General features: G+C 66.9%; 26 protein-coding genes. 22 read left to right on the top strand and 4 right to left on the bottom strand.

All coding sequences use genetic code 11. The features are described 5' to 3' along the window. Positions 1–125: 125 nt before the first annotated feature. On the bottom strand, positions 126–3,434 hold the full coding sequence (locus tag ACSFBC_RS07755; protein ID WP_435509726.1) for an Rne/Rng family ribonuclease: 3,309 nt from the start codon (positions 3,432–3,434) through the stop codon (positions 126–128). A gap of 542 nt (positions 3,435–3,976) precedes the next feature. Here ACSFBC_RS07755 and ACSFBC_RS07750 point away from each other — a divergent pair. Genes ACSFBC_RS07750 through ACSFBC_RS07735 form a run of 4 tightly spaced genes read left to right on the top strand, consistent with a single transcriptional unit; the run spans position 3,977 to position 7,178 of the window. Continuing rightward, complete coding sequence (locus ACSFBC_RS07750) at positions 3,977–5,005, top strand: RluA family pseudouridine synthase (protein ID WP_435509725.1); 1,029 nt, start codon at positions 3,977–3,979, stop codon at positions 5,003–5,005. Next, a complete protein-coding gene (locus ACSFBC_RS07745) occupies positions 5,002–5,673 on the top strand; it encodes an HAD family hydrolase (RefSeq protein WP_435509724.1) in 672 nt (223 codons plus the stop codon). The genes ACSFBC_RS07750 and ACSFBC_RS07745 overlap by 4 nt, the downstream gene beginning before the upstream one ends. Positions 5,674–5,711: 38 nt before the next feature. Next, positions 5,712–6,077: a Rieske (2Fe-2S) protein gene (locus ACSFBC_RS07740; RefSeq protein ID WP_435509723.1), complete on the top strand. Its 366-nt coding sequence runs from the start codon at positions 5,712–5,714 to the stop codon at positions 6,075–6,077. A gap of 60 nt (positions 6,078–6,137) precedes the next feature. After that, a complete protein-coding gene (locus ACSFBC_RS07735) occupies positions 6,138–7,178 on the top strand; it encodes a S49 family peptidase (RefSeq protein WP_435509722.1) in 1,041 nt (346 codons plus the stop codon). Between the two features lie 9 nt (positions 7,179–7,187). Here ACSFBC_RS07735 and ACSFBC_RS07730 read toward each other — a convergent pair whose 3' ends face one another. The 3 genes from ACSFBC_RS07730 to ACSFBC_RS07720 are packed head-to-tail and all read right to left on the bottom strand — an operon-like array spanning position 7,188 to position 9,689. After that, positions 7,188–8,327 (bottom strand): MFS transporter, encoded by a 1,140-nt coding sequence (locus tag ACSFBC_RS07730; RefSeq protein WP_435509721.1) that lies wholly within the window; start codon positions 8,325–8,327, stop codon positions 7,188–7,190. Between the two features lies 1 nt (position 8,328). Next, positions 8,329–9,111, bottom strand: coding sequence for an SAM-dependent methyltransferase (locus ACSFBC_RS07725; protein ID WP_435509720.1), 783 nt, complete (start codon positions 9,109–9,111; stop codon positions 8,329–8,331). Then, on the bottom strand, positions 9,108–9,689 hold the full coding sequence (locus ACSFBC_RS07720) for a Maf family nucleotide pyrophosphatase (protein ID WP_435509719.1): 582 nt from the start codon (positions 9,687–9,689) through the stop codon (positions 9,108–9,110). The genes ACSFBC_RS07725 and ACSFBC_RS07720 overlap by 4 nt, the downstream gene beginning before the upstream one ends. A 38-nt stretch (positions 9,690–9,727) precedes the next feature. On the opposite strand from ACSFBC_RS07720, the gene ACSFBC_RS07715 reads away from it, so the two are divergent. The 18 genes from ACSFBC_RS07715 (at position 9,728) to era (ending at position 26,324) form a co-directional block, all read left to right on the top strand. After that, positions 9,728–10,276 (top strand): YceD family protein, encoded by a 549-nt coding sequence (locus ACSFBC_RS07715; protein WP_435510049.1) that lies wholly within the window; start codon positions 9,728–9,730, stop codon positions 10,274–10,276. Between the two features lie 182 nt (positions 10,277–10,458). Next, complete coding sequence (rpmF, locus tag ACSFBC_RS07710) at positions 10,459–10,641, top strand: 50S ribosomal protein L32 (protein ID WP_183024494.1); 183 nt, start codon at positions 10,459–10,461, stop codon at positions 10,639–10,641. Positions 10,642–10,702: 61 nt separating this feature from the next. Beyond that, complete coding sequence (plsX, locus tag ACSFBC_RS07705) at positions 10,703–11,791, top strand: phosphate acyltransferase PlsX (protein WP_435509718.1); 1,089 nt, start codon at positions 10,703–10,705, stop codon at positions 11,789–11,791. After that, positions 11,791–12,768, top strand: coding sequence for a beta-ketoacyl-ACP synthase III (locus ACSFBC_RS07700; RefSeq protein WP_435509717.1), 978 nt, complete (start codon positions 11,791–11,793; stop codon positions 12,766–12,768). The genes plsX and ACSFBC_RS07700 overlap by 1 nt, the downstream gene beginning before the upstream one ends. A gap of 56 nt (positions 12,769–12,824) precedes the next feature. Next, complete coding sequence (gene fabD / locus ACSFBC_RS07695; protein WP_435509716.1) at positions 12,825–13,781, top strand: ACP S-malonyltransferase; 957 nt, start codon at positions 12,825–12,827, stop codon at positions 13,779–13,781. Next, a complete protein-coding gene (gene fabG / locus ACSFBC_RS07690; RefSeq protein WP_435509715.1) occupies positions 13,778–14,521 on the top strand; it encodes a 3-oxoacyl-ACP reductase FabG in 744 nt (247 codons plus the stop codon). The genes fabD and fabG overlap by 4 nt, the downstream gene beginning before the upstream one ends. Positions 14,522–14,621: 100 nt before the next feature. Then, a complete protein-coding gene (gene acpP / locus ACSFBC_RS07685) occupies positions 14,622–14,861 on the top strand; it encodes an acyl carrier protein (RefSeq protein WP_140843300.1) in 240 nt (79 codons plus the stop codon). A gap of 96 nt (positions 14,862–14,957) precedes the next feature. Further along, positions 14,958–16,202 carry a beta-ketoacyl-ACP synthase II gene (gene fabF, locus ACSFBC_RS07680; protein ID WP_435509714.1) on the top strand — a complete coding sequence of 415 codons (1,245 nt, stop codon included), beginning with the start codon at positions 14,958–14,960 and terminating at the stop codon, positions 16,200–16,202. Positions 16,203–16,215: 13 nt separating this feature from the next. Then, entirely contained in the window at positions 16,216–16,704 is a 489-nt protein-coding gene (locus ACSFBC_RS07675) for a hypothetical protein (protein WP_435509713.1), read from the top strand. Beyond that, the gene (rpoE, locus tag ACSFBC_RS07670; RefSeq protein ID WP_435509712.1) at positions 16,701–17,369 is read left to right on the top strand and encodes an RNA polymerase sigma factor RpoE; all 669 of its coding nucleotides are present in this window, start codon (positions 16,701–16,703) and stop codon (positions 17,367–17,369) included. The genes ACSFBC_RS07675 and rpoE overlap by 4 nt, the downstream gene beginning before the upstream one ends. Positions 17,370–17,382: 13 nt before the next feature. Next, the gene (locus ACSFBC_RS07665) at positions 17,383–18,078 is read left to right on the top strand and encodes a sigma-E factor negative regulatory protein (RefSeq protein ID WP_435509711.1); all 696 of its coding nucleotides are present in this window, start codon (positions 17,383–17,385) and stop codon (positions 18,076–18,078) included. Between the two features lie 42 nt (positions 18,079–18,120). Beyond that, positions 18,121–19,176, top strand: coding sequence for a MucB/RseB C-terminal domain-containing protein (locus tag ACSFBC_RS07660; RefSeq protein WP_435509710.1), 1,056 nt, complete (start codon positions 18,121–18,123; stop codon positions 19,174–19,176). A 101-nt stretch (positions 19,177–19,277) separates the two neighbouring features. After that, positions 19,278–20,762 carry a DegQ family serine endoprotease gene (locus ACSFBC_RS07655; RefSeq protein WP_435510048.1) on the top strand — a complete coding sequence of 495 codons (1,485 nt, stop codon included), beginning with the start codon at positions 19,278–19,280 and terminating at the stop codon, positions 20,760–20,762. Between the two features lie 521 nt (positions 20,763–21,283). Continuing rightward, positions 21,284–23,095: a translation elongation factor 4 gene (gene lepA, locus ACSFBC_RS07650; RefSeq protein ID WP_435509709.1), complete on the top strand. Its 1,812-nt coding sequence runs from the start codon at positions 21,284–21,286 to the stop codon at positions 23,093–23,095. A 138-nt stretch (positions 23,096–23,233) separates the two neighbouring features. Beyond that, on the top strand, positions 23,234–24,205 hold the full coding sequence (lepB, locus tag ACSFBC_RS07645; protein ID WP_435509708.1) for a signal peptidase I: 972 nt from the start codon (positions 23,234–23,236) through the stop codon (positions 24,203–24,205). 24 nt (positions 24,206–24,229) lie between these two features. Next, the gene (locus tag ACSFBC_RS07640; protein ID WP_435509707.1) at positions 24,230–24,604 is read left to right on the top strand and encodes a DUF4845 domain-containing protein; all 375 of its coding nucleotides are present in this window, start codon (positions 24,230–24,232) and stop codon (positions 24,602–24,604) included. A 2-nt stretch (positions 24,605–24,606) separates the two neighbouring features. Beyond that, on the top strand, positions 24,607–25,302 hold the full coding sequence (gene rnc / locus ACSFBC_RS07635) for a ribonuclease III (protein WP_435509706.1): 696 nt from the start codon (positions 24,607–24,609) through the stop codon (positions 25,300–25,302). A gap of 65 nt (positions 25,303–25,367) precedes the next feature. Beyond that, positions 25,368–26,324: a GTPase Era gene (gene era / locus ACSFBC_RS07630; RefSeq protein ID WP_435510047.1), complete on the top strand. Its 957-nt coding sequence runs from the start codon at positions 25,368–25,370 to the stop codon at positions 26,322–26,324. Positions 26,325–26,406 lie beyond the last annotated feature (82 nt).

Genomic DNA, 26,406 nt, shown 5'->3' with positions numbered 1-26,406 from the left:
GCCGAGCCCCGGAAGTGCTCTCCGGCGGCCAAACAGCAAAAAAAAACGCCGGCCGCCGGAAAAGGCGGCCGACGTCGTGGTCGGCATGAGGCACCCGCTTATCGCAGGCGCGCTCCGGGCGATGCTCAGCGGGCGGTGTCGCCCTCGTGTGAAGTGCGTTCGAAAGGCAGCACCGTCGCGGCCAGATCGCGGCGCGTCTCGACCAGCACCAGCGGGCCTTCGTTCGCCACCTGCACGGGCGGGCGCTCGCGTGGCACGTGGATCGGCTTGACCTCCGCGGCGATGGCGGCGCGAACCTGTTCGACACGGTCGGCGTCCGAGTTCACCCAGTGCAGTCCCGAGCCTTCGGCGACCTGGGCCAATTGAGCCAGGGGCAGTTCGAAGGACTGGACCTTCGGCAGGGCGTTCCGGCCGTTGTCCGCCACAGCCGGCGCTGGCGCCGGTGCCGCCACCGGGCGAGGGGCACGTTCGGCACGTTCGACAGGGCGGGCCGGGGCGGCTTCGGCCGTCACGGCCTGGACTTCCGGCGCGGGTGCTGCGACGGGTGCAAGCGCCGCCACCTCGGCGATCGCTGCCACCGGTTCGGCCGGTGCGGCCGGCTCGGCCACGGCGACCGGTGCCGCTTCTGCGAAGGCCTCGGCGTCCGCTCGCACTGCGGTCTCTTCGCCTTCACGCGGGGCGCGTTCACGGCGGTCACGGCCGTAGCGGTCACGCGAGCGACCGCGGCGTTCGTCGCCATCGCGACGGGGTGCCTGCTCGGTCGATACGCCGTTGTCGGTCGCGCCTTCCAGAGCGTCGGTGCCCGCTTCGGTGGTGTCGATCGAGCTCGGCTCGGTCGCACGGGGCGCGCCGTCCGGACGGCGTTCGCCACGGGGTTCGCGGCGGCCTTCACCGGAGCGTTCGCCACGGGGCTCCCGCTCCTCGCGCGGCGCACGCTCTTCACGCGGTGCACGCTCTTCACGCGGCTCGCGGTCTTCGCGCGGTGCCCGCTCTTCACGGGGTGCGCGGTCTTCGCGGGGCGCACGCTCTTCGCGCGGTGCGCGCTCTTCGCGAGGCGCACGTTCGCTGCGTTCGGTCGTGCCGTCGGCTGCGGGGGTGTCGCCGTTCAGGAAGCGGGCTGGGGCGTCGCCGTTGCGCTCACCACGCTCGCTGCGTTCACCACGTTCACCGCGCTCACGACGAGCGCGCGGTGCGCGTTCGATCGGGGCCCCGTTTTCATCGAGGGCCGCAGGGTTCTGCGCGCTGTCCTGCACGGTTTCCGTACCTTCCAGGGACACCGGACGCTCGGTGTCGCGGCGCTCGCCGCGACCGCCGTTGCGCGGACCACGGCCTTCACGGCCGCCTTCGCGTGGTTCACGCGGTTCACGTGGCTCGCGTGCTTCACGCACGGGTGCGTCGGCACGGAGTTCGGTCCGGGCTTCACGCGGTTGGCGTTCGCCGGCGCGTTCGCCCGAACGTTCGCCACCGCGGCCACCGCGGCGTTCGCCGTCGCGACCGTTGCGGCCTTCGCCATCACGGCCGCCACGGCCTTCACCGCGGCCGCCGCGGCGTTGTTCGCCGTCGCGTGCCGAGCGGGCTTCACCGTCGCGTCCGCCACGGCCATCGCGGCGTGGCTTCGGTGCTTCCACCGGGATGGCGCTGGCAGGGGTGCTGGACGACGCCGGTGCGGGCTTCGCCGCCGGCGTGCCGCCGCCGAACAGGTTCTTGATGAACGCGAAGAAACCACGTTCGGCCGGCGCGGCCACGGGGGCTGCAGGCGGGGGCGCCACGGGAGGCTGCACCGCGACAGGCGGGCGGACCGGTTCGGGCTTGGGCACGGCGACCGGTGCCGGCGCGTCGGGCAGCACGCCCTTGATGACCGGCGTCTGCTTGTTGGTGGGTTCCTGCGACCGGCGCGTGACCGAGGTCGGGTCTTCGACTTCCTCGGCCATCGTGTAGCTGGCCTGGATGTGGTCGAGGCGCGGGTCGTCGTGCTTGAGACGCTCGAGCTTGTAGTGCGGCGTCTCGAAGGTCTTGTTAGGCACCATCAGCACGGTCACGCGCTGCTTGAGCTCGATCTTGGCGATCTCGGGGCGCTTCTCGTTCAGCAGGAACGACGCCACTTCGACCGGCACCTGGACATGCACGGCGGCCGTGTTGTCCTTCAGGCACTCTTCCTGAATGATGCGCAGGATCTGCAGCGCGCTCGATTCGGTGTCGCGGATGTGGCCCGAGCCGCCGCAACGCGGGCAGGGGATCGACGAGCCTTCGCTGAGCGCCGGCTTCAGGCGCTGGCGGCTCATTTCCATCAGGCCGAACTTGCTGATCGAGCCGAACTGCACGCGGGCGCGGTCTTGGCGCAGCGCGTCGCGCAGGCGGCTTTCGACTTCGCGGCGGTTCTTCGACTCGTCCATGTCGATGAAGTCGATGACGATCAGGCCGCCCAGATCGCGCAGGCGCATCTGGCGGGCCACTTCGTCGGCGGCTTCGAGGTTGGTGCGGGTGGCGGTCTCTTCGATGTCGCCGCCCTTGATGGCGCGGGCCGAGTTGACGTCGATGGACACCAGCGCTTCGGTGTGGTCGATCACGATCGCGCCGCCCGAGGGCAACTGCACGGTGCGGGCGTAGGCCGACTCGATCTGGTGCTCGATCTGGAAGCGGCTGAACAGCGCCGCGTCGTCGCGGTAGCGCTTCACGCGGGCCGCATGCTCCGGCATCACGTGGGCCATGAACTGCTGGGCCTGCTCGTAGATGTCGTCGGTGTCGATCAGGATGTCGCCGATGTCGTGATTGAAATAGTCACGGATGGCGCGGATGACCAGGCTCGATTCCTGGTAGATCAGGAAGGCGCCCCGGGCGCCCTTGGCCGCGCCGTCGATGGCGGTCCAGAGCTTGAGCAGGTAGTTCAGGTCCCACTGGAGTTCGGGCGCCGAGCGGCCGATGCCGGCGGTGCGCGCGATGATGCTCATGCCCTTCGGGTACTCGAGCTGGTCCATCGCCTCCTTGAGTTCGGCACGGTCGTCGCCCTCGATGCGACGCGAAACGCCGCCGCCGCGCGGGTTGTTCGGCATCAGCACGACGTAGCGGCCGGCCAGCGAGACGAAGGTGGTCAGGGCCGCGCCCTTGTTGCCGCGCTCTTCCTTCTCGACCTGCACGACCAGTTCCTGGCCTTCGCGGATCGCGTCCTGGATGCGGGCCTGGCTGGCCGACACGCCTTCGGCGAAGTACTGCTTGGAGATTTCCTTGAAGGGCAGGAAGCCGTGGCGGTCCTCGCCGTAGTCGACGAAACAGGCTTCGAGCGAGGGCTCGACGCGGGTCACGACGGCCTTGTAGATGTTGCCCTTGCGCTGTTCGCGCCCTTCGATTTCGATTTCGTAGTCGAGGAGCTTCTGCCCGTCGACGATGGCCAGGCGGCGCTCTTCCGGCTGCGTGGCGTTGATCAACATCCGCTTCATGATGCGTTGTCCTTCATAGATATATGCGTTCGAACTGGCCCCTGACGGGCCAACGATGCACGGACGACGCTTCTCGAAACGAGGGGGAATTGCCGCTAACACTCCGGCTGCCTGGCCGCCGCGCGAACGCGGCCGGCCGTTGTCGAGCGTCAGCTCAACGGCAGCAGGCGAGGGGGCGCATGGATGGGGGCGAGCCCGGGACGGTGTCGAGTCGCCATGGATGTCATGGCGGATTGCGCAGGGGTGGCGCGCGCTGCGGATAATTCCATGCCGGAGGCCGCTGGCATCAGCGGGCGCAGGCAAATTTGAATCAGCAGCATCAACACAAGTGGGCTCGCTTCGATCCGCCGGCAGCTTGGAGCCTGCCGGCTGGTATTCCGTATCGGTGTTTCGTGGGCGTCGGCTTGGCTGGGGCGTCTTGTCTGCCACTTTGCGCTTCAGCGCGGGGTTTGCAGACTCGGCGCCCAAACGGCATCGACCTCACAGCGCTTTCGGTGGTGCTCTAAACTTCTGCTTAATCAAGCACTTACAAGACCGCGCTGGTGAAAAACATTATAGGTGCGAAGCCGGGCCCCGAAGCGGCCGAAGTCCGTTTTCTGACGGTCGATGAAGAATCGGCCGGGCAGCGACTCGACAATTTCCTGTTCCGCCATCTCAAGGGCGTTCCCAAGACGCATGTCTACCGGATCATCCGGTCGGGCGAGGTGCGCATCAACAAGGGCCGGGCCCAGGCCGAGACACGGATCGAGGTGGGCGACCTGCTGCGCCTGCCGCCCGTGCGGATCTCGCCGCGCGCGGAGGAGGGCGCGACACCGCCCGCGCCGGCGCGCGAGTTCCCGGTGCTGCTGGAAGACGATGCCGTGCTCGCCATCGACAAGCCCGCGGGCGTCGCGGTGCACGGCGGCAGCGGCGTGAGCTTCGGCGTGATCGAACAGTTGCGCACCGCGCGGCCGGGCGCCAGATTCCTCGAACTGGTGCACCGGCTCGACCGCGAGACCTCCGGCATCCTGCTGGTGGCCAAGAAGCGCAGCGCGCTGCTGGCGCTGCAGGACCAATTCCGCGAGCGTGAAACCGGCAAGACCTATCTGGCGCTGGTCGAGGGCCGCTGGGCCGCCAACCGCAAGGTGCTGGATGCGCCCCTGGCCAAATACCTGCTGCCGGACGGCGAGCGCCGCGTGCGCGTGGTCGCCAAGGACCATCCCGACGCGATGCACGCCGTCACGCTGGTGCGCGTGCTGGCGAGTTTTGCCCTGCCCGGCGATGCCGCGCCGGCCTCGCTGCTGGCCGTGACCATCAAGACCGGCCGCACGCACCAGATCCGGGTCCACCTGGCCTCGGTCGGCCATGCCATCGCCGGCGACGACAAGTACGGCGACTTCGAACGCAACCGCCAATTGCAGAAACGCGGCCTCAAGCGCATGTTCCTGCATGCCTGGCGGCTGCAGTTCAATCACCCGGCGGGCGGGCAGCGCGTCGCGCTGCAGGCCGATCTGCCGCCGGAACTTCTGGCCTTCCTGCCACCCGAAGCCCTGGCTTCGCTCGCCACCCCTCTTTTGCCTGCTTCCCCATGACCGATGCTGTTTCCGCCCGCCGTTTCGACCTGGTCGTCTTCGACTGGGACGGCACCCTCTACGACTCCACCCGCCTGATCGCACGCTGCATCCAGGAGGCGGTCGTCGATGTCGGCGGCGCCCGGCCCAACGAACGCGACGCCGCCTGGGTGATCGGCCTGGGCCTGGCCGAGGCGCTGGCCCGCGCCGCACCCGACGTGCCGCGCGAGAAATACGCCGAACTCGGCGCCCGCTACCGCTACCACTACCTGCAGCACCAGGACGACGTGATGCTGTTCGACGGCGTGCTGCCCATGCTCGATGCGCTCAAGGCCCGCGGCCACCTGATGGCCATCGCCACCGGCAAGTCGCGCCGCGGCCTCAACGAGGCGCTGGCGGCCCGCGACATGCGCGGCCGCTTCGACGGCTCGCGCACCGCCGACGAGACGCACGGCAAGCCCCATCCGCGCATGCTGCTCGAGCTGATGGAAGAACTCGACGTGCCGGCCGAGCGCACGCTGATGATCGGCGACACCACCCACGACCTGCAACTGGCCGTCAACGCCGGCTGCGCGAGCGTGGGGGTGGGCTACGGGGCGCACGAAGTGGCCGGCTTCGAGGCGCTGTCGCCGCTGCACGTCGCGCATTCGGTGGCCGACCTGGCCGCCTGGCTGCGGGACAATGCCTGATCGGAAACGTCCACGCGTCGATTGATTGACGAGCAGCCATGAGCGAGATCATTCCCCTGTGCAATTCCGCCGACCTGGTCGAGGGTGGGCGGGCCGTGTCCTTCGATGTCGTGCACCAGGGCGAGAGCCTGCGCGCCTTCGCCATCCGCTTCGAGGGCTTGCCCCATGCCTACCTGAACCGCTGCACGCACGTGGCGATGGAGATGGACTACCAGGCCGACCGCTTCTTCGACGACAGCGGGCAATGGCTGCTGTGTGCCACGCACGGCGCGGCCTACCAGCCCGACACCGGCGACTGCGCCGGCGGGCCCTGCCGGGGCGGGCTGGTCAAGATTGCCCTGAGCGAGCGCGACGGCGTGGTGCACTGGCATACTGACTGGAACCTGCTGCCGCTCGTTTTCTAGGATGCTTTCCCTTCCTTTCCCCTCGCAGCTGTCGTTCGTTCGCGGGCTGCGCACACCGCCATGACCGATCCCACCCGCACGGAACCCCAGGGTTTCGAGCCCTTCGAGCGGCCCGCGCCGCTTTCCTCCGCGCAACCTGCCCCCACCATGTCCAAGACCGACCCTACTTCGCAACCCGGCTGGGAACGGGCCACGCTCGAGAAGCTCGCCTTCTCGGCCTTGCGCGAGCAACGCGCCACGCGCCGCTGGAAGACTTTCGTGCGCCTGGGCTGGCTGGCCTTCTTCATCTTCCTGGCGTGGTTCGCGGTGTCGCGCACCGCGACCAGCACCGCTGCGACCACGGCGCACACGGCCGTGGTGGAGATCAAGGGCGAAATCGCCAACGGCTCCGACGCCAGCGCCGAATTCGTCGTCGCGGCCTTGAAGACGGCCTTCGAGGACGCCGGCGCCAAGGGCGTGGTGCTGCTGATCAATTCGCCGGGCGGCAGCCCGGTGCAGGCCGGCATCATCAACGATGAGGTCAAGCGCCTCAAGGCCAAGCACAACAAGCCGGTCTATGCCGTGGTCGAGGAGACCTGTGCCTCGGCCGCCTACTACATCGCGGCCGCCGCCGACCAGATCTACGTGGACAAGGCCAGCATCGTGGGCAGCATCGGCGTGCTGATGGACGGCTTCGGTTTCACCGGCACCATGGAGAAGCTCGGCGTCGAGCGCCGTCTGCTGACCGCGGGCGAAAACAAGGGTTTCCTCGATCCGTTCAGCCCGATGAGCGAGCCGCAGCGCGCCCATGCGCAGCAGATGCTCGACCAGATCCACACGCAGTTCATCAATGTGGTCAAGGCCGGTCGCGGCGACCGCCTCAAGCTCGACACGCCGGGCCTGTTCAGCGGCCTGTTCTGGAGTGGCCAGCAGGCGGTGGACCTGGGGCTGGCCGACCACCTGGGCAACGTCGACTACGTGGCCCGCGAGGTGATCAAGGCCGAAGACGTCATCGATTACACGCGCCGTGACAACGTGGCGGAAAAGCTGGCCAAGAAGTTCGGCGCTGCGATGGGCAATGCCTCGGTGAGCGCGCTGCGCAGCGCGCCGGCGCTGCGCTGAGCCTGCGCTTCAGCGCGGCCCGGCGTAACGGGCCGAGGCGGCCAATGCGATCGCGAAGCCCACCACCGTGTAGAGCGCAACCGTCAGCGAGCTGACGCGCGCCAGCAGCCCGATCACAGGCGGCCCCGCCATGAAGCCGAGGTAGGCGGCGGCAGACACCGCCGCGATGCCACGCGAGGGCTCGACTCCGGGCACCTGGGCCGAGGCCGCGAACAGGATCGGCACCACGTTGGCAAAGCCCACGCCCACGCCGGCAAAGCCCACCAGCGCCAGCCAGGGCAGATCGGTCAGCAGCACCAAGCTCATCGAGGCCGCGGCCAGCAGGGCGCTGGCCCGCAGCAGTTGGGCCGGCGCGAAACGGGCGCGCAGTGCATCGCCGCCGAAGCGCGCGGCGGCCATGGCGGCGGAAAAGCTGGCGTAGGCCAGCGCGGCCTGTTGCTGCGGTGCGCCCAGTTCCTGGTTCAGGTAGAGCACGCTCCAGTCGTAGATCGCGCCTTCGGCGATCAGGCCCAGTGCCGCCAGCACCCCCATCACGACCAGCGCGCCGCGCGGCAGGCGAAAGCCCGTGTCTGCATCGGCCGCGACGGCGGCGGGCTTGGGCAGCATGCGGGTCGACGACGCGCCGATGGCGAGCGCCATGGCGGCGGCCACGGCCAGCAGATGCGTCTGCACGCCCAGCCCGGTGGCCAATGCCGCACCGCCGCTCACCGCGCCCACCATGCCGCCCAGGCTGAACATGCCGTGCATGCCGCTCATCAGGTGCGTGCCTTCGCGCGCTTCCAGCTGCGCGGCGTCGGTGTTGATGGCCACGTCGAACACGCTGGTCACCAGGCCGAAGGCGGCCAGCAGGCCGAGCAGCGCCAGGTAGCCGGGCATGAGAATCAGCAAGGCGATCAGCAGCGCGTAGACCGTGCCTGCGCAGCCGGCCACCTGCCGCGCGCCATGGCGGCCGATCCAGCGGCTCGCGCGCGTGATGCCGAGCAGCGCGCCGAAGCCCGCGGCCAGCATGGCGAAACCCAGTTGCGCCTCGTCGAGCCCGTAGTGGGTCTTGATCGTCGGCACGTGCACGCCCCAGGTCGCGAAGATGAAGCCGGAGCAGAAGAACTGGGTCCGGGTGGCCCAGCGGTTGCCGCGGGAGGTCGCGTCCATCTCAGCGGCCGATGGCGAACACGGCCGGCAGGCGGTCCTCTGCGGCGATCGGCCTGGCGCGCCAGCCTTTGACGGTTTCGCTGCGTACGCTGGCGTTGGCCAGCGTGAGGCCGCGCGCCACGGCCAGGCGCGTGTGGTGCTGCAGCGTCTGCGTGAGGGACTGCAGCAGGGCCGCGTTGCGGTAGGGCGTTTCGATGAAGAGCTGAGTCTGGCCGGTCTTCAGGGCCAGTGCCTCGAGTTCGCGGATGCGTTGCACGCGGCCTTCGGCGTCCTGCGGCAGGTAGCCGACGAAGGCGAAGTTCTGTCCGTTGAGGCCGCTGGCGGCGAGCGCGAGCAGCAAGGACACCGGGCCGATCAGCGGCACCACCTCGAGGCCGAGGTCGTGCGCGGCGCGCGCCACCGACGAGCCCGGGTCGGCGACCGCCGGCATGCCGGCCTCGCTCATCAGGCCGATGTCGTGGCCTTCCAGCGCCGCCGCCAGCAGGGGGCGGGCGTCGAATTGGCCGGCATGGTCGCCCTTCTTGTGCACTTCGCGCGGCAACTCCTGGATCTGCTGGGCCTGCATCGGTTGTGCCAGCGGCACGACGGCGTCGATGCGCTTGAGATAGGCGCGCGCCGTCTTGGCGTTTTCGCAGACCCAGTGGGTGATCCGTGCCGCGGTCTGCAGCGTGCCCAGCGGCAGGGCGTCCTGCAGCGGGGCCTGCGTGTCGCAGCCGAAATCGAGCGGAGCAGGAATCAGGTACAGCTTGCCGCGGCTGTCCGCCGGCGCCTGATCGGTGCTCACAGCAGGTCGACGCCGGCGGCGCGCAGCATGCGGCAGGTGCGGATCAGCGGCAGGCCGACCAGTGCGGTCGGGTCGTCGCTGTCGATCGCGTCGAGCAGGGCGATGCCCAGTCCTTCGCTCTTGGCGCTGCCGGCGCAGTCGTAGGGCTGCTCGGCCCGCAGGTAGCTTTCGATCGCGGCATCGGTCAGGTCGCGGAACACCACGCGCACCGGAGCCACGTCGTGCGCGACGAAGCCGCTTTCGACGCACACCACGGCCACGGCGGTCTGGAACACCATCGTCTGCCCGCGCATGCGCTGGAGCTGCGCTGTGGCGCGCGCGTGGTCGCCGGGCTTGCCCAAGGGCTCGCCGTGGAGGTCCGCCACCTGGTCGGAGCCGATCACGACGGCGTTCGGAAAGCGGACTGCCACGGCCTGGGCCTTGGCCAGTGCCAGGCGTTGCGCCAGGGCCAGCGAGTTTTCACCCGGCAGCGGTGTTTCGTCCACTTCGGGCGATTCGACGCTGAAGGGCAGGCGCAGGCGGGTGAGCAGCTCGCGGCGGTAGCGCGAGGTCGAGGCGAGGATCAGCGGGCGTTGCATGGGGCGTGATTGTGCGCGACCGGTTTAGACTGACCGGGATGAACAGAGAATTTGTGCCTTCCCGCCTCGATGTGACCGGCTTCGCCGAGGCCGCCGCCATCCTGAATGGCAGCGACCCGGTCGTGGGCTACGCCCGCTTGAGTGCCGAACTCGCCGAATCCGCCCCCGATGCACAGGTGGTCTGGACGGCGCAGGGCGAAAACCGCACCGGCGGCGATGGCGCACCCGTCGCCTGGCTGCACCTGCACGCCGAAGCCACCTTGCCCTTCGTCTGCCAGCGCTGCCTGGCGCCGGTGACCCTGGATCTGGAGGTCGATCGCTGGTTCCGCTTTGCCGCCGACGAAGAGGCCGCAGCGATCGAGGACGAAGAGTCGGACGAGGACGTCCTCGTGGCTGCGCGGGACTTCGATCTCAAGGGCCTGATCGAAGACGAGCTGCTCATGGAGATTCCCGTCACGCCCCGCCATGAGGTGTGTCCCGTGCCGGTCCAGCTGTCCGCTGCCGATGCCGATTTCGAAGAGGCCAACGAGGCGCGTCCCAACCCGTTCGCGGTGCTGGGCGAGCTCAAGAAAGCCGAGGACAAATAGCGTCCTGTTGCGGGTGGTCTGGCGCAGCCAGATCGACCGCGCTATAATCGAGGGCTTCGCGCGCGCCGCCGTCGGCCTTTTTGCAGAGTTTCCCCGGGAGATTTACCGGGAAGATGTGCAGAAGATGCCAGGCCGATGCCGCCCCGCTTGCCCGCTCACCTAACCGAATTCCAGGAGCCATCATGGCCGTTCAGCAAAACAAGAAGTCGCCTTCCAAGCGCGGCATGCATCGTTCGCACAACGCACTCGTCGTGCCCGGTATCGCCGTCGAGCCGACCACCGGTGAAATTCACCTGCGCCACCACATCAGCCCGAACGGCTTCTACCGTGGCCGCAAGGTTCTGAAGACCAAGTCGGACTCCTGATCTCCGAACCCAAGGCCGAGGCCCGAAGCTACTGTCGTTGTAGCGTCGGGCCTTTGTTTTGATGGTCATCTCTCCTATCACTGCTCCAGCGCCTTCCGCGATCACGCTTGCCGTGGATTGCATGGGTGGCGATCACGGCCCCCGCGTCACGTTGGTGGCGTGCCGCGCATTTCTGGAGCGACACCCTGAAGCACATCTGCTCCTGGTTGGCTTGCCGGCCGCGTTGAGTGGGTTTTCGCACGCCCGGGCCAAGGTGATCGCCGCGACCGAAGTGGTCGCGATGGACGACCCCATCGAGATCGCCTTGCGCAAGAAGAAGGATTCTTCGATGCGCGTGGCGATCCAGCAAGTCAAGGATGGCTCGGCCCAGGCAGCGGTTTCTGCCGGCAACACGGGTGCATTGATGGCGATCGCGCGCTATCTGCTTAAAACCCTGGATGGCATCGACCGACCCGCGATTGCGCCGCAACTGCCCAATCGGACGGGTGGCGCCACGACCGTGCTCGATCTGGGCGCCAACGTCGATTGCAGCGCGGAAGACCTGCTGCAGTTCGCCGTTCTGGGTTCCGCGCTGGTTTCGGCGCTCACCGGCAACGAGACGCCTACCGTGGGTCTGCTCAACGTCGGCGAAGAAGCCATCAAAGGCAGCGAAACGATCAAGAAAGCCAGCGTTCTGCTGCGAGCTGCCTCGAAGTCCAAGGATTTGAACTTCTACGGCAACGTGGAAGGCAATGACATATTCAAAGGCACCACCGACATCGTGGTGTGTGACGGTTTTGTCGGGAACGTGACACTGAAGGCATCCGAAGGCGTGGCCTCGATGATCGTGGACTTCCTGCGCATCGAATACTCCAACGGGTTTTTCAGCAAATTTGCGGCGATCGTTTCCTATCCGGTTCTAAAAGCGCTCAAAAAACGCCTGGATCACCGTCGTTACAACGGTGCGGCATTGTTGGGCCTGCGTGGCCTGGTGTTCAAGAGCCACGGCTCGGCAGATGACGAGGCCTTCGGCTACGCGCTCGATCGCGCTTATGATGCCGCTCGCAACAACCTGCTCGAGCGTGTGCGGGCTCGTATCGCCCGTGCCGCGCCGCTGCTTGCGCGGCCGGACTCGGCGGTGCCAGCCGACGCGCCCACGCTCCACGTCTGATGACCCTCTTCTCCCGTATCACCGGCACCGGCAGCTACCTGCCCCCGCGCCGAGTCACCAACGACGACCTGGCCCGTGAACTGGCCGAACGCGGCGTCGAAACCTCCGACCAGTGGATCGTCGAGCGCACCGGCATCCGGGCCCGGCACTTCGCCGCGCCGGACGTGACCAGCAGCGACCTCGGCCTCGAGGCCTCGAAGCGAGCGCTGGAGGCGGCGGGCCGCCAGGCCAGCGAAGTCGACCTGATCGTGGTGGCCACCTCGACCCCCGACATGGTGTTTCCGTCGTCGGCGGCCATCCTCCAGCACAAGCTCGGCATCGCCGGTTGCCCGGCCTTCGATGTGCAGGCCGTGTGCAGCGGCTTCGTCTATGCGCTGACCGTGGCGGACGCCCTGATCAAGACCGGCAGCGCCCGCTGCGCGCTGGTCGTCGGTGCCGAAGTGTTCTCCCGCATCCTCGATTTCAACGACCGCGCCACCTGCGTGCTGTTCGGCGACGGCGCAGGTGCTGTGGTCCTCGAAGCCAGCGATGAGCCGGGCATTCTGGCCAGCGACCTGCATGCCGACGGCAAGCACGTCGGCATCCTTTGTGTGCCGGGCCATGTGTCGGGCGGCAACGTGCTGGGCACGCCGCTGCTACACATGGATGGCCAGGCCGTCTTCAAGCTGGCGGTGCGCGTGCTCGAGGAAGCTGCCCGCACCACGCTGGCCAAGGCGGGCAAGACCGAAGCCGACATCGACTGGCTGATCCCCCATCAGGCCAACATCCGGATCATGGAAGGCACGGCGAAGAAGCTCAAGCTGCCGCTGGAGAAACTGGTGGTGACGGTGCACGAGCACGGCAACACGTCGGCGGCCTCGATTCCGCTCGCGCTCGACGAATCGGTGCGCAGCGGCAAGGTCAAGAAGGGCGACACCGTCATGCTCGAAGGCGTGGGCGGCGGCTTCACCTGGGGCGCGGTACTCCTGACCCTGTAGTAGCCAGATGTGGCAGGGCCCATGACGGCCCGGCATCGACACCCCAAGAGACAACCATGACATCCTTTGCTTTCGTTTTTCCCGGCCAGGGCTCGCAAGCCGTCGGCATGCTCGACGCCTGGGGCGATCACCCGGCCGTCACCGAGACCCTGCGCGAGGCGTCCGACGCCCTTGGCGAGGATGTCGCGGCCCTGATCCACGACGGCCCCAAGGAAGCGCTGGCGCTGACCACCAACACCCAGCCCGTGATGCTGGTGGCCGGTGTGGCCGCCTGGCGCGCCTGGCTGGCCGAAGGCGGCGCGAAGCCGTCGGTGGTGGCGGGTCATTCGCTGGGCGAGTATTCGGCGCTCGTGGCTTCGGGCGTGCTCACGCTGGCCCAGGCGGCGCCGCTGGTGCGTTTTCGCGCCCAGGCGATGCAACAGGCCGTGCCCGTGGGCGTCGGCGCGATGGCCGCGGTGCTGGGCATGGCGGCCGAGCAGGTGATCGCCGGCTGCGCCGAAGTCACCGCCAGCTTCGGTGCCGGCAGTGCCGAAGTCGTCGAGGCCGTGAATTTCAACGATCCGATGCAGACCGTGATCGCCGGCAGCAAGGCTGCCGTGGACAAGGCCTGCGAAGTGCTCAAGGCCCAGGGTGCCAAGCGCGCGCTGCCGCTGCCGGTGTCGGCACCGTTCCATTCGAGCCTGATGCGGCCGGCGGCCGAGGCGCTGCGTGAGAAGCTGGCATCGGTCGAGCTGGGCGCGCCGCAGATTCCCGTGCTGAACAACATCGACGTGGCCGTCGAGACCGACGCCGATCGCATCCGCGACGCGCTGGTGCGCCAGGCCGCGGGACCCGTGCGCTGGGTCGAGAGCGTGCAGGCGCTGAAGGCGCGCGGCGTCTCGGCGCTGATCGAATGCGGTCCCGGCCGCGTGCTGGCCGGCATGGCCAAGCGCATCGTGCCCGATCTGGCCGCGGCTTCGGTCTACGATCCGACGACACTCGCCGAAACCCGGCAACTGCTGAACACCCCATGAGCATCCCCAAATTCGAAGGCCAGGTCGCCCTGGTGACCGGCGCATCGCGCGGCATCGGCGCGGCCATCGCGCTGGAACTGGCGCAGCGCGGCCTCAAGGTCATCGGCACCGGCACCACCGACGAGAGCGCCCAGAAGATCACCGCCGCGCTCGGCGCGTTCGACGGCCGCGGCCGTGCGCTCAACGTCAACGACGGCGCCGCGCTCGATGCGCTGGTCGACGAGATCGTCAAGGCCTATGGCGGCCTGCACGTGGTGGTCAACAACGCGGGCATCACCCGCGACATGCTCGCCATGCGCCTGAAGGACGACGACTGGGATGCGGTGCTCGACACCAACCTCAAGGCCGTGTTCCGCCTGTCCCGCGCCGCGATCCGTCCGATGATGAAGCAGCGCTATGGCCGCATCATCAGCATCACCAGCGTGGTGGGCGCCGCGGGCAACGCCGGTCAGGCCAACTACGCGGCGGCCAAGGCCGGCGTGGCGGGCATGACCCGTGCGCTTGCGCGTGAACTGGGCAGCCGCAACATCACGGTCAACTGCGTGGCGCCGGGCTTCATCGAGACCGACATGACCGCCAGCCTGCCCGAAGCGCAGCAGCAGGCGTTGCTGTCGCAAATTCCACTGGGCCACCTGGGCAAGCCGGCCGACATCGCACATGCGGTGGCGTACCTGGCCTCGCCACAGGCGGGCTATGTGACGGGGCAGGAGCTCCACGTCAACGGCGGCATGCACATGTAGCCGTTTGGCGCAATTCCTTACCGTACGGACCGTGAGGCAATGGCCCGGGCCCGGACGGCTAAAATCCACCGATTCTTTATAAACCCCCAGAGGGAACCAAATGAGCGATATCGAAGCACGTGTCAAGAAAATCATCGCCGAGCAGCTCGGCGTGGAAGAGTCCCAAGTCACCAACGAAAAGGCTTTCGTGGCCGATCTGGGTGCCGACTCCCTGGACACGGTGGAACTGGTGATGGCACTCGAAGACGAGTTCGGCATCGAGATTCCTGACGAAGACGCAGAGAAGATCACCACGGTGCAAAACGCCGTCGACTACGCCTCCAAGAATCAAAAGGCCTGATCGGCCGCGCGTGGAAAACCCGTTCCGGTCCGCGGCGCATCGACGCCGCGTGCATCGCGAAAGGGCTTCCGCGCTTCCCCAGAAAGGTTTGCCGGCATGACCAAACGCCGCGTCGTCGTGACCGGGCTCGGTTGCATCGCCCCTGTTGGCAACACGGTGGCCGAATCCTGGTCCAACCTGTTGGCCGGCAATTCGGGCATTGACACCATCAAGGCCTTCGATGCCAGCCCCTTCGCCTGCAAGTTCGCAGGCGAGGTCAAAGGCTTCGACATCACCCAATACATTTCCGAGAAGGAAGCGCGCCACATGGACCGCTTCATCCATCTCGGGATGGCCGCTGCCATGCAGGCGGTGCAGGACAGCGGTCTCAAGACCAACGATGCGCTCTCGCCTGAAGAGGCGACGCGCATCGGCTGCAACATCGGTTCGGGCATCGGCGGTCTGCCGCTGATCGAGAACACGCACGCCGAACTGGTGAACCGCGGCCCGCGCCGCGTCTCGCCGTTCTTCGTGCCGGCCTCGATCATCAACATGATCTCGGGCCACGTGTCGATCAAGTACGGCTTCCAGGGCCCGAACATCGCCGTGGTCACTGCCTGCACGACCGGCCTGCATGCCATCGGCCTGTCGGCGCGCATGATCGAGTACGGCGATGCCGACGTGATGATCGCGGGCGGCTCCGAGTCGACCGTGTCGCCACTGGGCATCGGCGGCTTCGCGGCAGCGCGTGCGCTGTCCACCCGCAACGAAGATCCCAAGACCGCGTCCCGTCCCTGGGACAAGGACCGCGACGGCTTCGTGCTGGGCGAAGGCGCAGGCGTGGTCGTGCTCGAGGAATACGAGCATGCCAAGGCACGTGGCGCCAAGATCTATGCGGAAGTCTCCGGCTTCGGCATGAGCGCGGACGCTTTCCACATGACGGCACCCAACGTCGACGGACCGCGTCGGTCGATGGCTTCGGCCCTGGCCAACGCCGGTGTCAACGCGGACGAAGTGCAGTACCTGAACGCGCACGGCACGTCGACGCCGATCGGTGACATCAACGAGACCAACGCGATCAAGAACACTTTCGGCGCGCATGCGAAGAAGCTGGTGGTCAATTCGACCAAGTCGATGACCGGCCACCTGCTGGGCGGCGCCGGCGGCATCGAGTCGGTCTTCACGGTGTTGGCACTGCATCACCAGAAGAGCCCGCCGACCATCAACATCTTCAACCAGGATCCGGAGTGCGATCTGGACTACTGCGCCAACGAGGCGCGGGACCTGAAGATCGACGTCGCGGTGAAGAACAACTTCGGCTTCGGCGGCACCAACGGCACGCTGGTGTTCAAGCGCGCTTGAAGCGACTCCGTCCATGCACAGCGCCCCAGCGGTGAGTTATCCGGTGGGGCGTTCGCGCGATGCGGATCGCCTGTTGTTCGGCCTGTGGGCCCTGGGCGCTGCCTGCGCAGGCGGCGCCGTGCTTCAGCTCGATGACATCCTGGGCGGCCGTGCGGCGCTGCTGGCGCTGAGCGTGCTGTTCGCGGGCGGTGCGGCGTTGTGGCTCGGTCGCAGCGCCATGCCCGGCGCGTTGCGCTTCGACGGCCGTGACTGGTCGCTGGGTGGTGTTTCGCCAACGCTGGCGGCGCGCGCCGAAGTCTGCCTGGACCTGCAATTCCTGCTGCTGCTGCGCCTGGTAGAGCTCGAACGCCCGCAGCGCTGGCTGTGGCTCGAGCGCCGTGCGCATCCTTCGCGCTGGCTGGATTTGCGCCGTGCGGTATATTCGCGCGCCCCGACGGCTGCCCTGGTGGGCACGCCGGCCGATGCAACGGTGCGCGTTGCGCCTTCTTCTTCTCTTCCATGACTGCCTCCCCCCCGCCCGTGCCACCGGACGCCGGCCTGACCGACGCGGCCGAGCCGCGTCCGGGCGAGGTCGATTTCCAGCTGGTGCAACGCACGGTGGCGGGTGACCAGAAGGCCTTCGAGCTGCTGGTCATCAAGTACCAGCGCCGCATCGAACGGCTCATCGGCCGCATGGTGCGTGACGTCGATCTGGTCGAGGACATCGCCCAGGAGACCTTCATCCGGGCCTACCGGGCCTTGCACCAGTTTCGCGGCGAAGCCCAGTTCTACACCTGGCTCTACCGGATCGCGGTGAACACCGCCAAGAAGGCGCTGGTCGACATGAAGCGCGATCCGACGATCTCGGAAAGCGCCTTGCGGCCATCTTCGTCGGACGATGATGAAACTTACCGTCCTGGAAACGAACCAATCAGCGACGAAACCCCCGAAACCGTGCTGGCCGCGCAAGAGATCGCGGCCGCAGTCGAGGCTGCGATGGAGGCCCTGCCGGCCGAGTTGCGCCAAGCCGTCACGCTGCGCGAGATCGAGGGCATGAGCTACGAAGAGATTGCTGAGTTGATGAATTGCCCGATCGGTACCGTTCGCTCCCGGATTTTCCGGGCCCGCGAAGCGATTTCCGCACGGGTCAAGCCGATGCTCGACAACCAGTCCGGCAAGCGTTGGTAAGCAGGTGAATGAAATGAAACATACCCCCGAGTCCGTGCGTGAGCAGATTTCCGCCTTGGCCGACGATCGGCTCCAGGGCGATGCCTTTGGCGAAGCCATGAACCTTCTCGCCACCGAGGGCGAGTTGCAGACCCATCGGCAGACTTGGCAGACCTATCACCTGATCGGCGACGTGCTGAGGGCAGGGCGCCCTTCGCCCTGCACCGACAGCAGCGCGTTCCTCGCGCGCTTCCAGCAGCGGCTGGCCGACGAAGCGCCCGTGCAGCGCATGGCCGTGGTTGCCGCCCCGGTGGTGGTGCCGCTGCCCGTCGCGGCGCGTTTGCCGGTCGAGGCCGCCAACGAGCCGATCTTCCGGTGGAAGCTGGTGGCCGGCGCGGCGTCGCTGGTCGCGGCGGCCGCCATCGGTTGGAACTGGGTCGGCAGCGGCGTCGCTCCGGTCGGTGCGCAGATGGCGCAACAGCAACAACAACCGGCAATGCCGTCTGTGCAACTGGCCAGCTCCGATGGTTCGGTGCTGTCGGCGGCCGAGCAGGGCGGCCCGTCGGGCCCGACCCGCGTGGTGGTCGGCAGCGGCAGCGGCAACCCGCAGGTGATGCTGCGCGATCCCCGCCTGGATCAATTGCTCGAAGCCCATCGGCAGGCCGCCGGCGGGGCGCAGATGCCCTCGGGCTTCTTGCGCAATGCCACTTTCGAGAGCTCCGCGCGCTGACGCCTCCGAATGCCCGCTGATCCCTCTGACTTCCGTCGATCCATGCCCATGACTGCCCGCCGCGCCATGCTGGTGCTTTCTGCGCTCTGCCTGGCACCCCTGGCCATCGCGCAGGTGCGCGGGCACGCCGCAGCGGCTGCCAAGGGCCCCGCACTGCCGGCGGCTGGCGAGGTGTCGTCCCTGGGCACGGTCGACTGGCTGCGTCGCATGCATGCGGCATCGCGCCAGCGCACTTACGTCGGCACTTTCGTGGTGTCGTCCGCCAGCGGCAATCTCTCGAGTTCGCGGATCTGGCATGTGGCCGAGGGCGAGCAACTCCTGGAGCGCATCGAAGCCCTGTCGGGCGCGCCGCGCTCGACCTTCCGCCGCAACGACCACGTCATGACCTTCCTGCCCGAGGACAAGGTCGTGCGCAGCGAGAAGCGCGAGAACCTGAATTTCTTCCCGAACCTGCCGGGCGGTGCGCCCGATGTGGCCATCGGCGAGTTCTACGACGTGCAGATGCTCGGCAAGGGCCGGGTCGCCGGTTTCGATGCCGACGTGCTGCAACTCGTGCCGCGCGATACGCTGCGTTTCGGCTACCGCGTCTGGAGCGAACGCCGCTCCGGGCTCGTCGTGGCGCTGCAGACGGTGGATGGCGATGGCCGGGTGGTCGAGCAATCGGCATTCTCCGAATTGCAGTTCGATGCGCCGGTGAAGCCGCAGGCCCTGGTCCAGATGATGGGCAACACCGCCGGCTTCCGCATCGAGAAGTCGGAGCTGGAGCGAACCACGGCCGCGGTCGAGGGCTGGGCGCTGCGTGAACCGGTGGCGGGATTCAAGCCGGTCAATTGCTACCGGCGCGCGCTCGACGGCGCGGCAAAGCCCGAACGCACCATGCAGTGGACCTTCTCCGACGGTCTGGCCTCGGTCTCGCTGTTCGTCGAGCCCTACGATGCGCAGCGGCCGTCGAAGGAGGCGCTGCTGGCGCTCGGCGCCACCTACACCCTGACCCGGCGCGTGACCGACAAGGGGGGCGACTGGTGGCTCACGATCGTCGGCGAAGTGCCGCCACGCACGCTGCAGGCCTTCGCTCAGAATCTTGTCCGCACGCGTTAGCCCGGTGCGCGCGTCGTCCTGCCGCACGCTGAACCAAACGGCCGATGCCGATTCATAGCGCGATGTTTGTTCGCTGTTCTTTCATGAAAAGAGATTCGATGATGCTGCTCAAAGCCGAGGGAAGAAAACTCCGTTCGTGCCTGCTGGCCTCGGCGCTGGTGCTGACGGCGGCCGGTGGCCTGCTGCCCCTGACCAGCGCGCAGGCGCAGGCCCGTGCGCTGCCCGACTTCACCGACCTGGTCGACCAGGTCGGCCCGGCGGTGGTCAACATCCGCACGGTCGAGAAGGTCGCGCAACGCGGCGGCGGCAACGGCGAGGCGGATGAGGAGATGCAGGAGTTCTTCCGCCGCTTCTTCGGGCAGCCCGCGCCGGGCGCGCCACGCCAGGGGCCGCGCCCGAACCGTCCTCAGGAGCCGCAGGAGGAGACCCGGCCGCGTGGCGTGGGCTCCGGCTTCATCCTGAGCGCCGACGGCTTCGTGATGACCAACGCCCATGTGGTCGAGGACGCGTCCGAAGTGCTGGTCACGCTGCCCGACAAGCGCGAGTTCAAGGCCAAGATCATCGGCGCCGACAAGCGCACCGACGTGGCTGTCGTCAAGATCGACGCCACCGGCCTGCCGGCCCTGAAGGTCGGCGACGTGTCGAAGCTGCGCGTGGGGGAGTGGGTGATGGCCATCGGCTCGCCCTTCGGCCTCGAGAACACCGTGACCGCCGGCATCGTGAGCGCCAAGCAGCGTGACACCGGCGACTACCTGCCCTTCATCCAGACCGACGTCGCGATCAACCCCGGCAATTCCGGCGGCCCGCTGATCAACATGCGTGGCGAGGTGGTCGGCATCAACAGCCAGATCTACTCGCGTTCGGGCGGCTTCATGGGCATCTCCTTCTCGATCCCGATCGACGAGGCGATCCGCGTGAGCGAGCAGTTGCGGGCGACGGGCCGCGTCTCGCGCGGCCGAATCGGCGTCAGCATCGACCAGGTGACCAAGGATGTCGCCGAGTCGATCGGCCTGGGCAAGGCGCAGGGCGCGCTGGTGCGCAGCGTCGAAGCCGGTTCGCCGGGCGAGAAGGCTGGCGTCGAGGCGGGTGACATCATCACCAAGTTCGATGGCAAGGCGATCGAGAACTCGCGCGACCTGCCACGGCTGGTCGGCAACACCAAGCCCGGCACCAAGAGCACGATCACCGTGTTCCGGCGCGGCGCCTTCCGCGACCTGAGCGTGACCATCGCCGAGATCGAGCCCGACAAGCCGGCGCGTCCTGCTGTGGAGCGTGACGAGCCGGCACCGAAGTCCTCGGCCTCCGCGGCCGCCAAGTCGCTGGGTCTTGCGGTGAGCGATCTGGCCGAGGCGCAGAAGAAGGCACTGAAGGTGCGCGGCGGCGTGAAGATCGATGCGGCCACCGAGGCCGCCGCGCGCGCCGGACTCCGGGAAGGTGACGTGATCCTGGCGGTCGGAAATGCCGAGGTGACCAGCGTCAAGGAACTCGACGCCGCCCTGGCCAAGACCGACAAGTCCAAGCCTGTGAGCGTGCTTTTCCGCCGAGGCGAGTGGGCGCAATATGCCCTGATCCGACCCGCCCGCTGATCTGTGGGCGCAGGTCAAGTGGCCCCACCCGGCAGTCGGGTTTGGGGCCTTTTTTCAGGGTCTGATCGGCTTCGAAGCGGCATTGCGAAGATTTTTTCGATGGCTTGGGAGGCTCTATAAGTTAGTAATCGCAAACATCGACGCAGGACTAACGACTTGTTTTAGTAGAATGAGCGTCGATTGAGTCGCTGTGAGGGCATAAAGGCGGTGGACACGTTCACCATGCGGTATGTCCCCTGACAGTCCACTGCTGGTCCACAGATCACCCACAAGTTGTCCCGGCAGTTGCCCACTGCGTTTGTTGATAAGCTGTTAATAACCTTCCTGTTGCTGACCTGCAACGAGCCCTCCCGACCCGGCCCCGACATGTACGCGCTCCCCTTTTTGCCTACAATGAAGTCCCAACTACTGCAGTTGCCATTGCTTGTTGGTTCAGGGCGCGTCTCTTTCGGACGCGCCCTTTTTTCTTGCCTGTCGCCTTCTGCGCACGAGGCAATTCAAGTACTTAAGCGTTCCCGTTGATGAATCACATCAGAAATTTTTCGATCATTGCGCACATCGACCACGGCAAGTCGACGCTCGCCGACCGTCTGATCCAACGCTGCGGCGGCCTCGCGGAACGCGAGATGGAAGCGCAGGTTCTCGACTCGATGGACATCGAGAAAGAGCGTGGGATAACCATCAAGGCGCAGACCGCCGCGCTGCACTACAAGGCACGCGACGGGAAGGTCTACAACCTCAATCTGATCGACACACCGGGCCACGTCGACTTTTCGTATGAAGTGAGCCGTTCGCTGTCGGCATGCGAAGGTGCGTTGCTCGTCGTCGATGCATCGCAAGGTGTGGAAGCGCAGACGGTGGCCAACTGCTACACCGCGCTCGACCTCGGCGTTGAAGTGCTGCCGGTGCTGAACAAGATCGACTTGCCGAACGCGGACCCCGACAACGCCAGGTCCGAAATCGAAGACGTGATCGGCATCGACGCCACCGAGGCGATCCTGTGTTCTGCCAAGACCGGCATCGGCATCGACGACATTCTCGAAGCCGTGGTCGCCAAGGTCCCGCCGCCACGTGGCAACCCCGATGCGGCGCTGCGCGCCATGATCATCGACAGCTGGTTCGACCCGTATGTGGGTGTCGTGATGCTGGTGCGGGTGGTGGATGGCCGGCTGGTCAAGGGTGAGCGCATCAAGATGATGGCATCGGGCGCGATGTACAACGCCGACAACCTCGGCGTGTTCACGCCGGCCACCGAAAAACGCGAGTCGCTCGAAGCGGGCGAGGTGGGTTTCATCATCGCCGGCATCAAGGAACTGCAGGCGGCGAAGGTTGGCGACACGGTGACCTTGATCAAGCTCGGCACCGGCGGCGCGGCGGCCACCGCGACCGAGGCACTGCCCGGCTTCAAGGAAATCCAGCCGCAGGTGTTTGCCGGGCTGTACCCGACCGAAGCGAGCGAATACGACTCGCTGCGCGACGCCCTTGAAAAACTCAAACTCAACGACGCTTCGCTGCACTATGAGCCCGAGGTCAGCCAGGCGCTGGGCTTCGGCTTTCGCTGCGGCTTCCTGGGCCTGCTGCACATGGAGATCGTGCAGGAGCGACTGGAGCGCGAGTTCGACCAGGACCTGATCACCACCGCGCCGAGCGTGGTCTACGAGGTCGTCAAGAACGACGGCCAGGTCATCATGGTCGAGAACCCGTCCAAGATGCCCGAAATCGGCAAGACCGCCGAGATCCGCGAACCCATCGTCACCATGCACCTCTACATGCCGCAGGAGTACGTGGGTGTGGTGATGACGCTGGCCAATCAGAAGCGCGGCGTGCAGATGAACATGGCCTACAAAGGCCGCCAGGTGGTGTTGACCTATGAGATGCCGCTGGCTGAAATCGTGCTCGATTTCTTCGACAAGCTCAAGAGTGTCAGCCGGGGTTATGCCTCGATGGACTACGAGTTCAAGGAGTACCGCGCAGCCGAGGTGGTGAAGGTCGACATTCTGCTCAACGGCGAGAAGGTCGATGCGCTGTCGATCATGTTGCACCGCAGCCAGGCCCAGTACCGCGGCCGTGCGGTGGTCGCGAAGATGCGCGAGATCATTTCGCGCCAGCAGTTCGACGTCGCGATCCAGGCCGCGATCGGGGTCACCATCATCGCGCGTGAGACAATCAAGGCGCTCCGCAAGAACGTGCTGGCCAAGTGCTACGGCGGCGACATTTCCCGCAAGAAGAAGCTGCTCGAGAAGCAGAAGGCGGGCAAGAAGCGGATGAAGCAGATCGGCTCCGTCGAGGTCCCGCAAGAGGCCTTCCTCGCGATCCTGCAAGTCGAAGACTAGAGAATGAACCACCCCCGCAGCGCCTTTGGCGCCTCCCCCTCGAGGGGGCGATGCCGACGGCCCGGCAAAGCCGGTTCCGCGGTCTCTCTGGCATTTGACAGCGTCGTTCCTGGCGCCTGCAGCACCTGAAAAACGAAGATGGCATTCCTCACCTCTCTCATCCTTGCCGCGTTCGCCGCTTACGTCGGCGCGTGGTACTTCGGTGCCGTCGAAGGCAACTTCGCGCTGCTGCTGTTCGTGGCCACGGTCGTCACCGGCCTGTACTGGCTGGCCGAGCGCTTCTACTTCCTGCCCCGGCGCCGTCGCGCGGCCGAGTTGCTCGACGCCTCGCTCGTGCAGCGGCGTGAAGAGCTGGCGCGCCAGGGCATCGAGCAGGTCGACCGCGTCGACGTCAAGGCGCGCGAGCGGCTCATCATGCAGCCCTGGTGGCTGGACTGGACCGCGGGTCTGTTCCCGGTGATCCTGGTCGTGTTCCTGCTGCGTTCCTTCCTGTTCGAGCCCTTCAAGATCCCTTCGGGCTCGATGATGCCGACGCTGCTCACCGGCGACCTGATCCTGGTGAACAAGTTCACCTACGGCCTGCGGTTGCCTGTGCTCAACACCAAGATCACCGAAGGCAAGCCCCCTGCCCGCGGCGACGTGATGGTGTTCCGCTACCCGCCCAAGCCCAGCCTCGACTACATCAAGCGTGTGGTCGGCGTGCCCGGCGACGAGGTGGCCTACCTGAACAAGCAGCTGACCATCAACGGCCAGCCTGTGAGCAAGGATGCGATCCCCGAGTTCTTCGACGAGGAGACGATGCGCTACCTCAAGCAGTACACGGAAACGCTGGGCACCACGCAGCACAAGCTGCTCAACGACGAGACCCGCCGTGCCGGCATCTCCGACGTGGAAGTGATGAGCTTTCCGGATCGTGACAATTGTCGTTACAGTGTCGAAGGCGTCGTCTGCAAGGTGCCCGCCGGCCACTATTTCATGATGGGCGACAACCGCGACAACTCGCTCGACTCGCGCTATTGGGGTTTCGTGCCCGACCAGAACATCGTCGGGCGCGCGTTCTTCGTGTGGATGAACTTCGGCAATCTCAAGCGCATCGGCGCATTCCAATAAAAGCAATCATTCGAGGGTAGAGCAATGGCAAAGAACATTGAACGGTCGGCATCCGCATCGAGGCAGCGCGGCATCTCCTTCATCGGGCTGCTGTTCGTGGCCATCGTGCTGGCCTGCGTCGGTGTGGTCGTGGCGCAGGTCATTCCCACGCTGATCGAGTACCAGGCCATCAACAAGGCGGCCGCCAAGGCGGCCGAAGGCAGCACGGTGCCCGAAGTGCGCGCCATCTTCGACCGTGCCCAGGCCATCGACGACTTCAAGTCGGTCAGCGGCAAGGACCTCGACGTGCAGAAGGTCGGCGACAAGGTCGTCGTGTCCTATGCCTACGACCGCGAAATCCATCTCTTCGGCCCCGCCTACTTGGTGCTCAAGTACAAGGGTCAGGGCCAGTCCCGCTGACCGTGGCAGAAGGCGCTCTTGTTGCGCTGCAGGCGCGCCTCCGGCATACCTTCGCCGACGCGCGGCTGCTTCAGCGCGCACTCACCCACCGCAGTTTTTCCGCCGACCACAACGAGCGGCTCGAATTCCTCGGCGACTCGGTCCTGAGCCTGGCCGTCTCGCACCTGCTCTACGAGCGGCTGTCGGACCTGCCCGAAGGCGACCTTTCGCGCGTGCGCGCCAACCTGGTCAAGCAGGACACGCTGCACCAGTTGGCCGTCAAATTAGCGATCTCGCCGCTGCTGCGGCTGGGCGAGGGCGAAGCGCGCTCGGGCGGCCCCAACCGCCCCTCGATCCTGGCCGACGCGCTCGAAGCGCTGATCGGTGCCGTCTACCTCGACGCCGGCTACGGCGCGGCGCAGGCGCTGGTACACCGGCTCTACGAAGCGGTCGAGATCACGCCGCGCATGGACGCCGCCGCCAAAGACCCCAAGACCGAATTGCAGGAATGGCTGCAGGGGCACAAAATGAAACTGCCGGCCTACCGCGTGAGCGGCACGCTCGGCGCAGCCCACAAGCAGACCTTCGATGTCGAGTGCGAGGTGCCCGAACTGGGGTTGACCGAGCGCGGCATCGGCGGTTCGCGACGCGCCGGCGAGCAGGCCGCGGCCGCGGCGATGCTGATCCGACTCAAGGCCCGCGGCACGAAAGCAACATGACCCCTACACACGATGTCCCCGACGCCGACGGCGCTCCCGAGAACCTGATCCCGCCCGTCCCCGGCATGCCACCGATGCCGGCGATGCCCGGCGCGGCCACCGCCGACGCCTTGGCCCATGGGCCGCAGCATTGCGGCCTGATCGCCATCGTCGGCAAGCCCAACGTCGGCAAGTCGACGCTGCTCAACGCGCTGGTCGGCCAGAAGATCAGCATCACCTCGCGCAAGGCACAGACCACCCGCCACCGCATCACCGGCATGCGCACCCGCGAGGCCACGCAGTTCGTGTTCGTCGACACGCCGGGCTTTCAGACCCTGCATGCCAATGCGCTCAACAAGTCGCTCAACAAGACCGTGCTGGGCGCGGTCGGCGACGTCGACCTGATCCTGTTCGTGGTCGAGGCCGGCAGCTTCACGCCGGCCGACGAGCGCGTGCTCAAGCTGCTGGGCAAGGGCATCCCGACGGTGCTGCTGGCCAACAAGCTCGACAACATCCACCGCCGCGGCGATGTCGCGCCCTGGCTGCAGACGATGCACGAGAAGCACGACTTCGCCGAGATCGTGCCGATGTCGGCCAAGAGCGCCAAGGACGTCGAGCGCCTGTTCGCCATCTGCGCCAAGTATCTGCCCGAGCAGCCCTGGTTTTACGGCGAGGACGAACTCACCGACCGCAGCGAGAAATTCCTGGCCGGCGAGATGGTGCGCGAGAAGCTGTTCCGCCTGACCGGCGACGAACTGCCCTACACCTCGACCGTGATCATCGACAAGTTCGAGGAAGAGCCGCCGCAGAAGAAGGGCCACAAGCGCCTGATGCGCATCGCGGCGACCATCGTGGTCGAGCGCGACACGCACAAGGCCATGGTCATCGGCGACAAGGGCGACCGCATCAAGCGCATCGGCACCGAGACCCGGGTCGAGCTCGAGAAGCTCATGGACGCCAAGGTGTTCATCGAACTCTGGGTCAAGGTGCGCTCCGGCTGGGCCGACGACGAAGCGCGCGTGCGCAGCTTCGGTTACGAATAAGCACAGCCCGGACCCGCATGCGGCGCGTCGGCACCGGGCGCCGCGTCCGCGGCCGGCCGGCCGCCCCGACGCCCCCCGCGCA

Source organism: Variovorax frigidus, from assembly GCF_051216515.1.
Lineage (GTDB): Bacteria > Pseudomonadota > Gammaproteobacteria > Burkholderiales > Burkholderiaceae_C > Variovorax.
This window is presented reverse-complemented; position numbering and strand designations above follow the sequence as displayed.

Excerpts from the sequence above, each read along its gene's own strand:
- lepA (WP_435509709.1), top strand. The coding sequence starts at position 21,284 with ATGAATCACATCAGAAATTTTTCGATCATTGCGCACATCGACCACGGC.
- ACSFBC_RS07730 (WP_435509721.1), bottom strand. The coding sequence starts at position 8,327 with ATGGACGCGACCTCCCGCGGCAACCGCTGGGCCACCCGGACCCAGTTC.
- ACSFBC_RS07700 (WP_435509717.1), top strand. The coding sequence starts at position 11,791 with ATGACCCTCTTCTCCCGTATCACCGGCACCGGCAGCTACCTGCCCCCG.
- fabF (WP_435509714.1), top strand. The coding sequence starts at position 14,958 with ATGACCAAACGCCGCGTCGTCGTGACCGGGCTCGGTTGCATCGCCCCT.
- ACSFBC_RS07640 (WP_435509707.1), top strand. The coding sequence starts at position 24,230 with ATGGCAAAGAACATTGAACGGTCGGCATCCGCATCGAGGCAGCGCGGC.
- era (WP_435510047.1), top strand. The coding sequence starts at position 25,368 with ATGCCACCGATGCCGGCGATGCCCGGCGCGGCCACCGCCGACGCCTTG.
- plsX (WP_435509718.1), top strand. The coding sequence starts at position 10,703 with ATGGTCATCTCTCCTATCACTGCTCCAGCGCCTTCCGCGATCACGCTT.
- acpP (WP_140843300.1), top strand. The coding sequence starts at position 14,622 with ATGAGCGATATCGAAGCACGTGTCAAGAAAATCATCGCCGAGCAGCTC.
- lepB (WP_435509708.1), top strand. The coding sequence starts at position 23,234 with ATGGCATTCCTCACCTCTCTCATCCTTGCCGCGTTCGCCGCTTACGTC.
- ACSFBC_RS07715 (WP_435510049.1), top strand. The coding sequence starts at position 9,728 with ATGAACAGAGAATTTGTGCCTTCCCGCCTCGATGTGACCGGCTTCGCC.
- ACSFBC_RS07740 (WP_435509723.1), top strand. The coding sequence starts at position 5,712 with ATGAGCGAGATCATTCCCCTGTGCAATTCCGCCGACCTGGTCGAGGGT.
- fabG (WP_435509715.1), top strand. The coding sequence starts at position 13,778 with ATGAGCATCCCCAAATTCGAAGGCCAGGTCGCCCTGGTGACCGGCGCA.
- rpoE (WP_435509712.1), top strand. The coding sequence starts at position 16,701 with ATGACTGCCTCCCCCCCGCCCGTGCCACCGGACGCCGGCCTGACCGAC.
- fabD (WP_435509716.1), top strand. The coding sequence starts at position 12,825 with ATGACATCCTTTGCTTTCGTTTTTCCCGGCCAGGGCTCGCAAGCCGTC.
- ACSFBC_RS07665 (WP_435509711.1), top strand. The coding sequence starts at position 17,383 with ATGAAACATACCCCCGAGTCCGTGCGTGAGCAGATTTCCGCCTTGGCC.
- ACSFBC_RS07735 (WP_435509722.1), top strand. The coding sequence starts at position 6,138 with ATGACCGATCCCACCCGCACGGAACCCCAGGGTTTCGAGCCCTTCGAG.
- ACSFBC_RS07755 (WP_435509726.1), bottom strand. The coding sequence starts at position 3,434 with ATGAAGCGGATGTTGATCAACGCCACGCAGCCGGAAGAGCGCCGCCTG.
- ACSFBC_RS07675 (WP_435509713.1), top strand. The coding sequence starts at position 16,216 with ATGCACAGCGCCCCAGCGGTGAGTTATCCGGTGGGGCGTTCGCGCGAT.
- ACSFBC_RS07655 (WP_435510048.1), top strand. The coding sequence starts at position 19,278 with ATGCTGCTCAAAGCCGAGGGAAGAAAACTCCGTTCGTGCCTGCTGGCC.
- ACSFBC_RS07720 (WP_435509719.1), bottom strand. The coding sequence starts at position 9,689 with ATGCAACGCCCGCTGATCCTCGCCTCGACCTCGCGCTACCGCCGCGAG.
- ACSFBC_RS07660 (WP_435509710.1), top strand. The coding sequence starts at position 18,121 with ATGCCCATGACTGCCCGCCGCGCCATGCTGGTGCTTTCTGCGCTCTGC.
- ACSFBC_RS07745 (WP_435509724.1), top strand. The coding sequence starts at position 5,002 with ATGACCGATGCTGTTTCCGCCCGCCGTTTCGACCTGGTCGTCTTCGAC.
- rpmF (WP_183024494.1), top strand. The coding sequence starts at position 10,459 with ATGGCCGTTCAGCAAAACAAGAAGTCGCCTTCCAAGCGCGGCATGCAT.